At 49.7% G+C, this 14,525-nt stretch carries 11 protein-coding genes; 5 read left to right on the plus strand and 6 right to left on the minus strand.

Annotated features, from left to right (window positions below; genetic code table 11):
* From cas8c to I2H39_RS09675, 4 genes are all read right to left on the minus strand, one after another.
* Nucleotides 1–1,776: a type I-C CRISPR-associated protein Cas8c/Csd1 gene (gene cas8c / locus I2H39_RS09660; protein ID WP_195626324.1), complete on the minus strand. Its 1,776-nt coding sequence runs from the start codon at nt 1,774–1,776 to the stop codon at nt 1–3.
* Entirely contained in the window at nt 1,773–2,432 is a 660-nt protein-coding gene (gene cas5c, locus I2H39_RS09665; protein ID WP_138310857.1) for a type I-C CRISPR-associated protein Cas5c, read from the minus strand. Before cas5c ends, cas8c begins: the two co-directional genes overlap by 4 nt.
* A 48-nt stretch (nt 2,433–2,480) precedes the next feature.
* Nucleotides 2,481–4,658: a CRISPR-associated helicase Cas3' gene (gene cas3 / locus I2H39_RS09670; RefSeq protein WP_195626325.1), complete on the minus strand. Its 2,178-nt coding sequence runs from the start codon at nt 4,656–4,658 to the stop codon at nt 2,481–2,483.
* Nucleotides 4,659–4,797: 139 nt separating this feature from the next.
* A complete protein-coding gene (locus tag I2H39_RS09675) occupies nt 4,798–4,977 on the minus strand; it encodes a hypothetical protein (protein WP_138310855.1) in 180 nt (59 codons plus the stop codon).
* Between the two features lie 230 nt (nt 4,978–5,207).
* Between I2H39_RS09675 and I2H39_RS09680 the strand changes: the two genes are divergently transcribed.
* The 5 genes from I2H39_RS09680 (at nt 5,208) to rpiA (ending at nt 11,786) form a co-directional block, all read left to right on the plus strand.
* Nucleotides 5,208–6,695, plus strand: a complete 1,488-nt coding sequence (locus tag I2H39_RS09680; RefSeq protein ID WP_195626326.1) for an aldehyde dehydrogenase family protein — start codon at nt 5,208–5,210, stop codon at nt 6,693–6,695.
* A gap of 375 nt (nt 6,696–7,070) precedes the next feature.
* On the plus strand, nt 7,071–8,159 hold the full coding sequence (locus I2H39_RS09685; RefSeq protein ID WP_195626327.1) for a beta-propeller fold lactonase family protein: 1,089 nt from the start codon (nt 7,071–7,073) through the stop codon (nt 8,157–8,159).
* A gap of 30 nt (nt 8,160–8,189) precedes the next feature.
* Nucleotides 8,190–9,614: an NADP-dependent phosphogluconate dehydrogenase gene (gene gndA, locus I2H39_RS09690; protein ID WP_138310852.1), complete on the plus strand. Its 1,425-nt coding sequence runs from the start codon at nt 8,190–8,192 to the stop codon at nt 9,612–9,614.
* Nucleotides 9,598–10,992 (plus strand): glucose-6-phosphate dehydrogenase, encoded by a 1,395-nt coding sequence (gene zwf, locus I2H39_RS09695; protein ID WP_195626328.1) that lies wholly within the window; start codon nt 9,598–9,600, stop codon nt 10,990–10,992. The genes gndA and zwf overlap by 17 nt, the downstream gene beginning before the upstream one ends.
* A gap of 113 nt (nt 10,993–11,105) precedes the next feature.
* Nucleotides 11,106–11,786: a ribose-5-phosphate isomerase RpiA gene (rpiA, locus tag I2H39_RS09700; RefSeq protein ID WP_195626329.1), complete on the plus strand. Its 681-nt coding sequence runs from the start codon at nt 11,106–11,108 to the stop codon at nt 11,784–11,786.
* Between the two features lie 87 nt (nt 11,787–11,873).
* On the opposite strand, the gene I2H39_RS09705 is transcribed toward rpiA, so the two are convergent.
* Both I2H39_RS09705 and I2H39_RS09710 read right to left on the minus strand, forming a co-directional pair.
* The gene (locus tag I2H39_RS09705; RefSeq protein ID WP_138310850.1) at nt 11,874–13,106 is read right to left on the minus strand and encodes a dicarboxylate/amino acid:cation symporter; all 1,233 of its coding nucleotides are present in this window, start codon (nt 13,104–13,106) and stop codon (nt 11,874–11,876) included.
* 15 nt (nt 13,107–13,121) lie between these two features.
* Nucleotides 13,122–14,159, minus strand: a complete 1,038-nt coding sequence (locus tag I2H39_RS09710; RefSeq protein ID WP_195626330.1) for a GntG family PLP-dependent aldolase — start codon at nt 14,157–14,159, stop codon at nt 13,122–13,124.
* Nucleotides 14,160–14,525 lie beyond the last annotated feature (366 nt).

The raw sequence follows: 14,525 nt of genomic DNA on the forward strand, positions 1-14,525 counted from the left end.
TTAAGCCTCCTCCTTTATCTTCTTCTCATATCGCTTCTGAGTCTGGTGATAATATCCCAATATGAACATTCCCTGCTCCTCCAGGGTAAGCCGCTTTGGGCAGGCTGCCTTCTGTCCCTCTGCGACATTCAGCCTTCCCTGTAAATCAACCAGGATTTTTTCGTAATATACCTCCTTTGCCCCATTGTTCATCTTCTTTATATGACTGTTTTTCAATTTAAATAAAATGGGAAAGATTGCTGCCGGAGTTGCACATGCAGAGTTAAAATACTTGTCCTTTATGGTGGCGTTAATCCCTGGATTGGCATCCTCCTGGATTGCCTCCAGAACAGCAAACTCCCTTCCCAGGATATACGCAGTATTGTTACTGTCTTCATTCAGCGCCATGGTTATTTCCTCCCTGTTATTTCCATTTTTCAGCAGATATGCCTTGATAATGGCAGCCCTGCCCCTGGTTATCTTATAAATCCGGCTGTCCCCGTCATCCTGCTCTGCCCGTATTCTTCCAAGCACGGCCTGATACAGGGATGCCGGATAAGGGCTGCCGGATATGATTGCCCGGTACACAGCCCCGGACATACTGGGAACCGGCTTTTTGTCCCTGGACTTTTTATTGACAGTCTCCTGCAGCATACGCCACATCCCCAGGTACTCCAAGGCATCGGCTGCGGGCCGTACAATCGCCATCCTGTCATAGTGTTCTTTGATATGCTTTAATATATTTCCAAAGCTGTCCTGATAGAAAAAACGCACTGCAAGCCTGGCTGCATTGGGCGCCAGCCCTAGTATATAGAATTTCCTGCCCATATCCAGACTGTCCAGGACATCCTGGGCCACAACCGCTTTTCCCTCTGCCAGATTCTTGAATACCCCATCCACAATTTCCTGGTTTTCCATGGAAGGCTCCGACACAGATGCAAATATATTCTGGTATAGGTCGTCACCGTCCTCGGACCAGTAGACCACAGCCGTATCACCAATGGTTGTCCCGTGCGTCCGGTCTGCAAGGAGATAATTGAGCGCCGTGGTATAGGCGTAGGCCGCGTATGTTCCCACCGGTGCATTAAAGCTCTGCTCCTTTCCGTAGGATTCAAAGGCCGGCGCATTAAAGGAAACCAGCGCAGCCCCGCTGGACTGGGCTCCCTGTACGCCTTTGATGGTGCCGTGAATCCTGGCGATTTCCTCCCTGCGCCCCGTTACAAGGCAGACACCCACAGGTCCGGTACCGGACTGTCTGCTGTACGCTTCCCATGCCTGTCTTATATCCGGGTCCTCATGGGCGTACTCTCCCTCCACCAGGAACACCAGATTACATCCAGATATTATCTCCTCCAGTTCCGGCATAAGACATGGATTATCTGCTGCCTGGTCCGGCGCCCAGCAGTCAAAAAAACGGCACACCGCCACGGCTGCAGGACTGCTGATATTCCCAAGGATGTCCTGATGCCGCTTTCTGGCACACTCAAAACATTCCCTGGACCGCTCCGGCTTCCCCTTATTATCGATTCCCAGCATATAACCGGAATGGTCGCACAGGAAATTGGCTGATACGCCGGAAGAACGGGAAACCATCTGAGGTACCGTAAGGTTTTGCGGTACCATGACTGTCTTTTTACCTCTCTGCTGCTCCTGCTTAAGGGGAATGACAGCCTTAAGCTCCCCCTGCCTTGAAATATCCAGGCCGTACGCAGCCTTGGCCCTGCACCAGCCCGGACTGGTTATCTTCCCCTTCTGTTCAAGAGCTTCATAATATTCAACAAGCGCCTGGAGAATCATCGCACCACCTCACAATTCCTCACATCCAGAACACCATCCTTCATAACAGCCCTGAAAAACATGGGTTTTATGTCCTCTGTATCTGAATAATCAAAATCATACAGCATATACCCCAAATCCTTTTCCGTTCCCTCATATGCAGTATCCACATCCTCCTCTTCATAGAGAGCAAACCGGGCAGGGAACTCCCGGCAGCCAAAATACGGCCTGTGATAACACTCTCCCCGCCGCAGACGGCGCATGATGATATCTTTAAACTTGCCCTCGTTATCCCCGGGAGTTGCCTTAGGGGTCATCTCAAAATGGGCCTCAACCACATATTCCACATCCCGCAGAAGAATGGCGGCCCTCTGTACGATTTCCTCCCTGCTGCTTATGTACAGCGGTTTTCCTCCCCCATTTATGGCGGACAGCACGTTTCCTGCCAATACCTTGCTCTTTACCTCATTCCTGCGGATGCTGGTAAACTGAATCGGTTTTCTCACATAGATTTTGTCAACCACCCAACGCATCCCCGGATGCCAGTAGACCGCCTCCAGCATCCCCCTGGCCGCGGAAGGCGTCATCACATCATAGCTGCACCGTTCCACTTTCATCTCAGGGCGGCTGAAAAGGGCATAATCTCCCCACATCCGGACCCGTACTCCTCGACTCATCACTTCACTCCTCTCCGGCATACGCCTTTTCCTATAAGGGACTCTAACTCAGAACATGACGGCATCACCGCGGCTTACGTCAATTACAAGCCCTTTCTCGGCTGTATACTGTTCCTTATTCCTCAGGACATAAAATTCCTGGTCTATCTGTTCAAGACGGCCTGCTCCGTTCAGCGCCTCAAAATCATTTTCATAGACATTTACACAGTACTGTCCCGCCTGCCTGATAAGCTGTCTGCTATGCTCTCCCCTTCGGATTTGCATGGCAATCTGCACTGCCTCCGGTTCTATATCAATCAAAATGGTCCTGGTATTGCTCTCAATCAGACGGAACCCGGATGCCACCGATGCAAATGGAAACATAAAAGAACGGCTTCCCTGTTCAAACTGCTCCACCACATCCTTTGCATCCAATCCCTCCCCCTTATACCGGTACAGTCTGGTAAAGTATTCGCCTATGGCCTCAGGTGATGATATATCCCCGTATTTATGTACAATCTGTCCTGCAACTGAAATAGGCAGTTTCAATTCCCGGGGTATATGGATATCCTCCTCTTCCTCCAGAGTAAATATCTCCGTCATGCATTCCTCCGGCTTTCTCCTTCCTTCCCGGTTGCACCTTCCGGCAGCCTGAATCACACTGTCAATTCCAGCCAGCTCCCTGTACACGGCCGGGAAATCAAAATCCACCCCTGCTTCCACCAGACTGGTGGAAATAAGCCGGCACGGCTCTCCTGATAACAGGCGGTTCCGTATCTCTCTCAGCAGCACCTTTCTGTGTTTCGGGTACATCAGTGTGGATAAATGGTACGTCCCCTCTCCTTGTATGGATTCGTAAATGCGCTGCACACGCTTTCTGCTGTTCAGGATACACAGGACCTGCTGATGCCCCTCCAGCCGGCTCACCAGGTGGTCCTGGGATATCTGACCTGCCAGGTGTATCTTTGTTCTTTTAAAAAAGTCATACTGTCCCTTTACATCCGGGCATATCTCCACCGCCTGCAGTTCCTGTATCTTCGGCGGAAAGAAGGGCTGAAGAGATGGCTGGGTGGCCGTACAGATAACAGCCGTACAGTGATAATTACAGATAAGCTCGCTGATAGCCCGAAGGCAGGGCATCAGATATTTTGCCGGCAGCATCTGGGCCTCATCAAATATGATGACACTGTTGGCTATATTATGCAGCTTACGGCATCCGGAGGTCCTGCAGGCATAGAGCGATTCAAAAAAACGGACATTGGTAGTGACCACCACCGGTTTATCCCAGTTCTCCGCTGCCATCTGTTCCAATTTCAATTCCTTTTCACTGTCTTTGTCTTCATATGTTACATTACAATGGTTTTCCAGAACATTGTTCCTTCCCAGGATTTCCTTAAACACCTGGGCATTTTGTTCTATTATGCTCGTATACGGAATGACATAAATAATCCGGCTCAGGCCATGTTCCGCTGCATGACGCAGGGCAAAGGCAAGGGAGGATACCGTCTTGCCTCCGCCGGTAGGTACGGTGAGCTGGTACAGCCCCTGTCCCTTGCTGCCAGCCTGCAGGCATGCCTTTAGGATAGCCGTTCTTCTCCCGTTTACAGTCGCCAAATCATCATTGGAAAGCCACGGCCCAATATGGCTCTCCAGACGGCTGAGAAGTACGTCCATATCATCATGGCCGCCCCTTCCCCCATCATGTCCCAGCATGAAATGTTCCGTATCCTGATAATCTGCATCCACAAGGCATGAAAACAGCATCCTGATAAAGAATGACAGACTGAAGCCACCCCTGCCTATCTGTCTCAGGGGCAGCCCTGGAAAATCCGGCAGCGCAATTTCATCTTTGTATGGGCTGTAATCCTCCAGCTGCTTCTTAAGCCTTCCCTGAAGCGTGGCCTCCCCTGCTGTGTCACCGGTCCTTCCCCCGTCCAGCAAGCCCGAATGATGGCCGCTGATACAATAAGCGGTACAATAAGCAGCCAGCGGATTGGACCTGGCATACAAACGCATCATCTCCTGGGCCCCTGCCGTGGCATGGTCTATCATGGAACCGCCCTCCAGACGCTTTCTGAATCCCTGGGAATATTTCCCTATATCGTGCAGGATTCCGCATCCATACCCCCATTCTCCGCATCGGAATGCCTCTGCAAACAATCCGGACAGCCTGGCTGTCCCTGTCAGATGTTCCTTCACGGTCTGCTTGCGTACCTTGTCGTCACTGATATGCGCATAGTACTGCATAGGTTCCCCCCTTCCCCCATTATAGTGCAAATTATAACATATCTTTGTCTGAAATTAAATGTTTTTGACAAATGTTACCATATCCATCTTTTATTTAAAATAACGAACCCGATTCATTCTGTCATAAACATAGATATACTTACTCCTCCCCCACAAACAACGGAAAGCCATCCTCAGCACTGCACTCCCCCGCCTGTACCATCTGTGTCTCATCCTCCGGGTATTCGATGCAGCACCCCTTTCCTCTTGCCCTCGCGCACCTGGGATATTTGGGACAGATAAATTGATAACATACTTTATCTGGACTTTTTTGCTCCATTTTAATTTTCCTCCTTGATTTTTATTTTTTTCTTTCATTATAGCGTGACTTTCCTTTTATTTCAATCTTTAATAACTGAAAATTTGTTAAAATAAAAACTATTATGAAAACAATTTAACAAATATTGCATTTTTTATGTGAAAATGATATGGTAGTTAATGTAAACGGAAGCAAGGCTTTTATAAGTCTTATTTATAGGAGTGTAACAACACAAAACAAGGAGGTATTACATGAACAAACCAGAACTTCAGAACAGGTATCAGCTTTTCATAGGGGGCCAATGGCGGGACGCTTCTGATGGTGAAGTATTTACCACAAAATGCCCTGCCAATGGTGAAAAGCTGGCCGAGTGCGCGCAGGCTACCAAGGATGACGTGGATGATGCTGTTAAGGAAGCTTGGAAAGCGTTTGAGACATGGAAAAAGGTTCCCACCAGCGAACGTGCTGCAATCCTGAATAAAATCGCCGATATCATCGACGCAAACACAGAACACCTGGCTATGGTGGAATCCCTGGACAATGGCAAACCCATCCGTGAGACAATGGCCATCGACATCCCGCTGAGCGCAAAGCACTTCCGCTACTTTGCAGGCTGCATCATGGCAGAGGAAGGCAGCGCCAATGTACTGGATGAGCAGTTCCTTTCCCTGATTTTACGTGAACCAATCGGCGTTGTAGGTCAGATTGTTCCCTGGAACTTCCCATTCCTGATGGCTGCCTGGAAACTGGCTCCTGTCCTGGCAGCAGGATGCTGTACTGTATTTAAACCATCCAGCGACACATCCCTTTCCGTTCTTGAATTTGCCCGTTTAGTACAGGATGTCATTCCCAAGGGCGTATTCAATGTGATTACCGGTTCCGGCTCAAAATCCGGCCAGTATATGCTTGACCACAAAGGATTCCGCAAGCTGGCATTTACCGGCTCCACCGAGGTAGGCCGCCAGGTAGCCCTGGCAGCAGCCGACCGTCTCATCCCCGCCACCCTGGAATTGGGCGGAAAATCCGCCAATATCTTCTTCCCGGACTGCAACTGGGAGCAAGCCATTGACGGCCTCCAGCTTGGCATTCTGTTCAATCAGGGCCAGGTATGCTGCGCAGGTTCCCGTGTATTCGTACATGAGGATATTTACGACAAGTTCCTTGAGGACGCAGTAAAGGCATTTAATAATGTAAAGGTAGGGGTATCATGGGATTCTGAAACCCAGATGGGCAGCCAGATTAATGAACGCCAGCTGGAGAAGATTTTAAGCTATGTGGAAATAGGCAAGCAGGAAGGCGCCCGCCTGATTTGCGGCGGCGAGCGTATAACGGAAGGCGAACTGGCTAAGGGCTGCTTCATGCGTCCTACCCTGCTGGCCGACGTGACCAATGACATGCGTGTTGCCCAGGAAGAGATTTTCGGCCCGGTGGCCTGTATCCTTAAGTTTAAGGATGAAGACGAGGTCATCCGTATGGCCAACGACAATGCATACGGCCTGGGCGGCGCTGTCTGGACCCGTGACTTAAACCGTGCAATCCGTGTATCCCGGGGCATTGAGACAGGACGTATGTGGGTGAATACATACAATCAGATTCCGGAAGGCTCACCATTCGGCGGCTACAAAGAGTCCGGCATCGGCCGTGAGACCCATAAGGTCATTCTGGAGCACTATACACAGATGAAGAATATCATGATTAATCTGTCCGAGGCTCCCAGCGGATTCTATCCTGCAAAGTAGAATCTGACAGCGGATTTATGAATCTTCGAAAACAGGAATAAATGATTTTTATAAACAGGAAATTTCCTATAAATGTCATACATGGGGAATTTCCTGTTTTGTTATGATTTATCTGATTTACCATTGGTTTCATTATTATCTGTTTTATTACCGTCAGCTTTATTATTATCAGTTTTACCACTGCCAATCTTCTTACTTCCATTCATTCCAAGCTCCTCCCACTGCATCAATCCGTAAATATGGCGCATCCTAACAACAAAAAAATGCTCTTGAAACTATTCTCAAATACCGCTTGACATATAGTACTGTAACTTTTATAATTACAGATAGGAACTGATATTTATTTGATTACAGTTTATTCAGAAAGGAACTGCCATGAACAACACCCTCACCGGATTTCTGGGTACCTATGCCTCGCCTGACAGCCTGGGCATTTACCGTTTTACCATTGATTTAAGGAATGGGGCAATGTCTTACCCTGAATTATATTATGAAGCCCCGGATTGTAAGTATCTTTCCCTTAAGGACGCCATGCTGGCCTCTCCTTTAAAAAGGGAGGCCAGGTCCGGGATATGTCTTCTGGATACAGCCCATAATAAAGAGAATGCCTCTGTTCCACTGGTTGGCGAATACTTCGATGAATCCTCACCGGCATGCTACGTTGCCCAGGATGAACGATATATATACACGGCCAACTACCACGAAGGCGCCATACTGATATATGAGATAAAACATGAGGCCAATTTCCACGGACACGAAAAATGTCCGGCCCGCCGGTACCTTGAACCGGTTAAAAAAATTCTCATTGCACCCAAAGCCGGATGCCATCAGATTTTGTTTCACAGTCATTATATGATGGTTCCCTGCCTGCTGCTGGATAAAGTGATGGTGTTTGACCGCCATATGGATTTTGCCCTTGTATCTGAACTGGCCTTTCCCACAGGCACAGGCCCCCGACACGGAATTTTTGACAAGGACCATACGCAGCTATTCCTTGTCAGCGAGCTGAGCAATCAGGTCTTTGTCTATGGGCTGACGGAAGCTACTGCCTCCGGGGCAGACAGCAGCAGTATATCTCTTCCGGACTTTACCATGAGGCTTATGCAAATTTACCCGCTTTTCCCTTCAGACGCAGTGTATAAGGAATCTCCTGCGTCCGCGGCCATTCGTCTCTCACCGGACCAGTGCTTTTTGTATGTATCCACCCGCTTTGCCGAAGTCATAACGGTTTTCAGGATACACCAGGGGCATCTGGAGCAAATCCAGCAGACCGGGTGCGGAGGCGTCCATCCCCGCGACATGGTTCTCACCCCGGACGGAAGGTACCTGCTGGTTGCAAACCGGACCCAGGGCGGCCTTGTGAGCTTTCAGATTAACCCGGAAACAGGACAGCTCATGGAAATATGTTCCCGTGTGCCTGCGCCGGAGGCTGTTTCCATTGTTCTTTCCCCGCACACCAATTAACCCGTTTTTCACCTGATAGGAGGTAATAGCATGACAAAACTTGATATTGGAATCATAGGACTTTCCGTTATGGGCAGAAGCCTTGCCCTGAATATGGCTGACCACGGTTTTAAGGTGGGCGGTTATAACCGCAGCGCCGCCGTCACAGACCAGGTAATGAAAGAACACCCCCATGAGAACCTGATTCCTTTTTATGACCTGGCCAATCTGACAGATGCCCTTTCCCGTCCCCGGAAGGTTATGCTGATGATTCAGGCCGGTAAACCGGTGGACGCTGTTATAGAACAGCTGACTCCCCTTCTCGAGAAAGGGGATATGATTCTGGACGGAGGAAATTCCTTTTTTGAGGATACCAGAAGGCGGGCAGCCCTGCTGGCGGACAAAGGGATTCATTACCTTGGAGTTGGCATCTCCGGCGGTGAGGAAGGCGCCCGGTTTGGTCCCTCCATCATGCCCGGCGGTGATGCCGGGGCTTACCAATCAGTTCGCCCCATACTGGAAGCCATTGCTGCCAGGGCCATGGACGAACCCTGCTGCGCCTATATCGGCCCTGACGGGGCAGGACATTATGTAAAAATGGTCCACAACGGCATTGAATATGCAGACATGCAGCTGATTGCTGAATCCTATCTCCTGCTAAAATATGTAGGCGGCTTTACCAATCAGGAGATGGCCGATACCTTTCAATCCTGGAATGACGGGGAGCTTCGCAGTTACCTGATAGGCATTACAGCCGGTATTTTCCGAGAGGCTGATGACCTGGCCGGCGGAGCGCTCATCGACCGCATCAGAGACAGCGCCAAGCAAAAGGGAACCGGAAGATGGGCCAGCATAGAAGCCTTGAGACAGGGCGTGGATATCTCTATGATTACCTCCGCCTGCACAGCCCGAATCATGTCCAACCATCTGGATGAGAGAGAAAAGGCGTCCGGGCTTATTCATTCCCCGTCCATCAGCCTGTCCCCTGACAAGGCGTCATTTGCAGCCATGGTCCGCCAGGCCCTGTATACAGGAAAAATCATTGCATATGCCCAGGGCTTCTCACTGATGCAGGATGCATCCGTACAGTACGGCTGGAATCTGGACCTGGGAAAAATTGCTTCCATATTCCGCGCAGGATGTATCATTCAGGCTGTTTTCTTAAATGACATCACCCATGCCTTTGAAGCTGAGCCGAAGCCGGAAAGCCTGATATTCGACCGTTTCTTCCTGTCACGCATCAATGAGCACCAGGACAGTCTGCGTCAGGCCGTTTCCACAGGCGTCATGAGCGGCCTTCCCATTCCCGCCCTCTGCAATGCAGTGTCCTACCTGGATGAATTCCGGGCAAAGGCAGCAGGCGCCAATCTGATTCAGGCCCAGAGGGACTGCTTTGGAGCCCACACCTATGAGAGAACCGACCGCGAAGGCGTATTCCACCACGAATGGAGGTGGGCAAATGAAAATCAGCACTAACCTCACCATATTCGGAGGAACCGGAGACCTCACCTTCCGCAAGCTCCTGCCTGCCCTTTACACCATGGATATCACTGGAAAGCTTCCGCAGGACAGCCGTATCACCATCATTGGGCGCCGTGACTATGACAGCAGCCATTACCGTCAGATTGCCAGGGACTGGGTGGAGAAATTCACCCGGCTCTCCTTTGAGGAACATACATTCGGCTGTTTTGCAGAAAAAATAGATTATTACCGGATGGATTTCTCTGATTTAGGACAATACCAGGGACTGAATGAGTATTACAGAAAAAATGATATCCTGTCACACATCTTTTATTTTGCAGTGGCGCCCCGCTTTTTCAAAGCCATCACAGAGGGGCTTAAGCTGGTCCGCGGCTCCGCCTCCGGCAAGGTGATACTGGAAAAACCCTTTGGTGAAAACCTGGCTGCTGCCACAGCCCTTAACAAAGAGCTGGAAGCATTCTTTGGCCCGGAGCATATTTACCGTATCGACCATTACCTGGGAAAGGAAATGGTCCGTAATATCCAGGCAATCCGCTTTTCCAATCCCATTTTTACGGATGTATGGAATTCCCGCTATATTGAATCCGTACAGATTTCCGCTCTGGAGGACATGGGCGTGGAAACCCGGGGCGGTTACTACGACGCCAGCGGTGCCCTGAAGGATATGGTGCAGAACCATCTGTTCCAGATTTTGTCCATCATGGCTATGGAGCAGCCGGAGGAATTCAGCCCCAAGGGGCTGCACGACGCCCAGTTGGATGTCTTCCGCTGTTTACGACCGGCCGGCGGTACATCCATAGAAAACACCCTGGTCCTGGGGCAGTATGAGGGATACAAAGACGAACCCCTTGTAAAACCGGATTCACAGACCGAAACCTATGGAGCCCTGCGCCTTTTTATTGACAATGAACGCTGGAACGGAACTCCGTTTTACATCCGGACCGGAAAAAAGACAGGAAAGCGCGAAATTGAACTGGCCGTGATTTTCCGCCGCCCTTATCCGGAGGTGGAGCCTAATATACTAATCATAAAGATTCAGCCCACGGAAGGCGTTTATCTGCAGTTTAATATCAAACGCCCCGGCGACTCAGAAGATATCATCCCGGCCAAAATGGACTTCTGCCAGAATTGCAGCCTGATTCATCAGCTCAATACCCCTGAGGCCTATGAACGTCTCATCACTGCCTGCATGAAGGGGGAGCGCTCCTGGTTCTCCCAGTGGGACCAGATAGAGCTGAGCTGGAATTACATCAGCTGTCTGAAGGAACTCTATGCAGGAAATAAACTTCCGGTGTATCCTTATAAACCAGGCTCCCATGGACCGGCCGAAGCGGACCGGCTGCTGGAGCAGCATGGGCATAGCTGGCTGTAGGAGGTCTGCAGGAAGAAGGCGGGATATCGGCGGAAGGCGGAACATCGGAAGAAAGCGGCACATCGGCGGAAGGCGGCACATCGGCGAGGCACGGCCGGCACAGAGGAGAGAATATGTACAGTACAGAAGAGCAGAAAAAAGCGGCTGCCTGGCGGGCGGCCATGGAAGTAACCGATAATATGGTACTGGGCCTTGGAACCGGTTCAACCGTATATTACCTCATTCAAAAATTGTCTGAACGAATCCGCGGCGGCCTGAACATCCATGCGGCAGCCACCTCTCTTGGAACGGAATCATTGGCCCGGCATCTGGGTATTCCCCTCATATCCCTGAGGGATGCACAAACCATACACCTGGCCATCGACGGTGTGGATGCCATTGACCCGGATTTTTATTCCATTAAGGGCGGGGGCGGCGCTCTGTTCCGGGAGAAAATCATTGCATGCAGGGCCCGGCAGGTCATATGGATTATGGACCGGAGCAAACTTGTAAAATCCCTGGGCGGGTGTGTGCTTCCTGTGGAAGTTCCTTCCTTTGCAGTGCCTTATGTGGAGGAGCAGGTAAAGAAAGCAGGATTTATACCAAAGCTGAGGTTAAAAGACGGAAATATATTTGTCACAGATAACGGCAATCATATTCTGGACCTGACAGGAAGCAAAGACATGAACTATCCCGCGGCAGCCCACCGTCTCAAGGCCATGACCGGCATATTGGAGACAGGCCTATTTCGCGATATCTGCGGAAAAATCATAATCGGGACCGAATATGGAACCGAAGAACGGCATCATATTTGAGCTGCAGCCATAAAACCAACCGGAAAAGTCCCGGACTCCGCATGATGCAGAACCCGGGACTTTTTCATTTTCTTAGATTGAATCCGCCTATGCTGATTTCGCTCTGGCAGCTGCCTTATCCTCCAGCTTGGACACAAACACAGTACCTGCAAGGTCGCCCAGGCAGTTGTTGGTTGTGGTTCCCATGTCAAACAGACGGTAGAATGCAGCGATGATACCTACAATCTCTGTAGGCAGACCAAAGGCAGTAACCATGACCAGAAGTTTTACAATACCGCTTCCCGGAATACCGCCGCCGCCGGTGGAAAGAATGGCAGACATCAGTATGATTTTCACCATGGTTCCCAGGGTAACCGGGACACCAATGGTCTGGCTGATAAACAGGATGACACAGCCGTACAGGATAACGCTGCCGTCATAGTTCATCTGTGAGCCCAGAGGCACGGTGAAACCGGAAATGGTTTCCGGAACATTGAATTTTTCCTTTGCCACCTTGATGTTAATCGGAATTGCTGCCACACTGGAGCAGGTGGAGATGGTATACACCCAAAGTTCCGCGCTGTCCTTTAAGAACTTAAGCGGATTGATTCCCGCAGTTACCCAGATAACAGTACAGTAAACCAGTACCACATGTACCAGGCAGGCCAGATAATAGGTTCCTACAAGGGTCGCCATACTTGTAAAGATACCGGCTCCGTACTTTCCAAAAGAATCTCCCATCAGGAAGAATACACCGATTGGGGACACCAGCATAATCATGTTAATCAGTGAAAATACCATGTCGTTGAGCACGTTCATGCCCTTGATTGCCTTTTCCTTGTGCTCCGGATTCTTCATTCTTAAAATCGCCACGCCCAGCAGGATTGCAATGACAACCGTCTGAAGAATATTGCCGTCAGCAAAGGTCTGGATGATATTGGATGAGAACATGCCTGTAAAGAAATCAGCTACCGTTATGTCCGCGCTGCCTGTTACCTCTTTGGACGCCAGCCCTGTAAAATTGGCTATGGTGCCAGGCTTTACAATGGATGTAACCAGGATGCCGATGGCACAGGCAACCAGTGTGGTGATAATATAATATGCCATGATACGGAAGCTGATTCTTCCCAGTGTTTTCATATCCTTCTGTGAAACAACTCCCGTTACAATGGTAACCAGTACCATTGGCACAACAATCATCTTAATACAATTCAGCCAGATGGTTCCAATAAACCCAACTTTGGTCATTGGTTCCCCGATAACGATTCCCAGAATCGCTCCCAACAACATGGCTGCAAATATCTGCGTGGATAAACCTACCTTTTTACCAGCAATCTTCATATGTCAAATCCCCCTTTATCGTAAAGAATCCAGTTCACGTATAATTGATACCGCTGTCTCCGTGTCCTCCCTCGAAATATCCTTGTAAAATACAAGTCTTACCTTATCCTTCAGCACCGGCTTAATCAATAACCCCTTTTCAGCCGCCCTGCTGCAGTATTCACCCGGCGTAAGTCCCAGTCCATTGGCATCCAGAACAATGATATTGCTCATAACCTTTCCGTATACCTTTGTGTTCTTTAAATCCTTTAACTGCTCTGCTGCATAGGCCGCATTGGCATTATCCTCCGCCAGGCGCTCAATGTTGTGCTTAAGGGCATACGTTCCAGGTGCTGCAATCACACCTGCCTGCCTCATGGCTCCGCCTAAAAGCTTCCTCTTATCCCTGACCTTCCTGGAAAATTCCTCTGAACAGCATACCAGCGATCCGATAGGCGCTCCCAGACCCTTTGAAATGCAGAACATCACGGAATCCACATACTTGCACATTTCCCGTGCCTCCACACCCAGGGCCACCACTGCGTTAAACATCCTGGCGCCATCCATATGGACAGGCACGCCAAACTCCTGGGCCAGTTCACGAATCGCCTTCATCCGCTCCAGCGGGACACAGGTACCGCCCGAAAAGTTGTGGGTATTCTCAATACACAGCAGGGCAATTTCCTGGCTCTCCAGTATGCGGCGCATATCGTCAAGGTCCGGCAGATTGTCCTGGTCCAATTTATAGGTAACCGGCTCAAGCTGCCCGATGGATGGGTCAAATACCACCTTTTCACTTAAGTAGATATGCTGCATCTCATCTACCATCACCTTCTGTCCCGGCTTGCAGTATGCAAGAATGGCAGATGTATTGCCCTGTGTTCCTGACGGGAACACCACCGCGGCCTCTTTTCCTGTCATCTCTGCCGCCAGGTCCTCCAGCTCATTGACCGCCAGGTCCTCACCCCTTCCTCTGGAATCCGTTCTTCCGTCATCCCCAAGTTTTGCTTCCAGTATGGTCTCCAACATTGCTCTGGTTGGCATACTGATGGTGTCACTTCTCAAATCTACCATTTCATTCCCTCCTAGTACATGGTTATACAGTATTATCAAGCAATATTTGTGCCATTTTTCTTGTTTGGTACAGGAATACGAGAAAAAACAGCTATATTCAGAGATATTTATGTTAATATCTGCAAAATATAGCTGTTTTTTTGGGTTTTCAGATTCGAAAAAAGGTAGAAAAAACAAATTTATTCCGGTTGGAATTGATTCTTACCTTGGCTGTTTCATGTCATGTGTCGCATTTCAAAATCAAAAGTGTGGCGTATCATTTAACGCAACATCTCTTGCGACATTTTATGCGACGTCTCATGCGACACCCTATGGGATATCATGTGCGGCACTGTATCCGGTGCTCACCGCTATATTTCATACTGC

The organism is Clostridium sp. 1001283B150225_161107_B6 (genome assembly GCF_015556325.1).
Classification (GTDB): Bacteria; Bacillota; Clostridia; order Lachnospirales; family Lachnospiraceae; genus Enterocloster.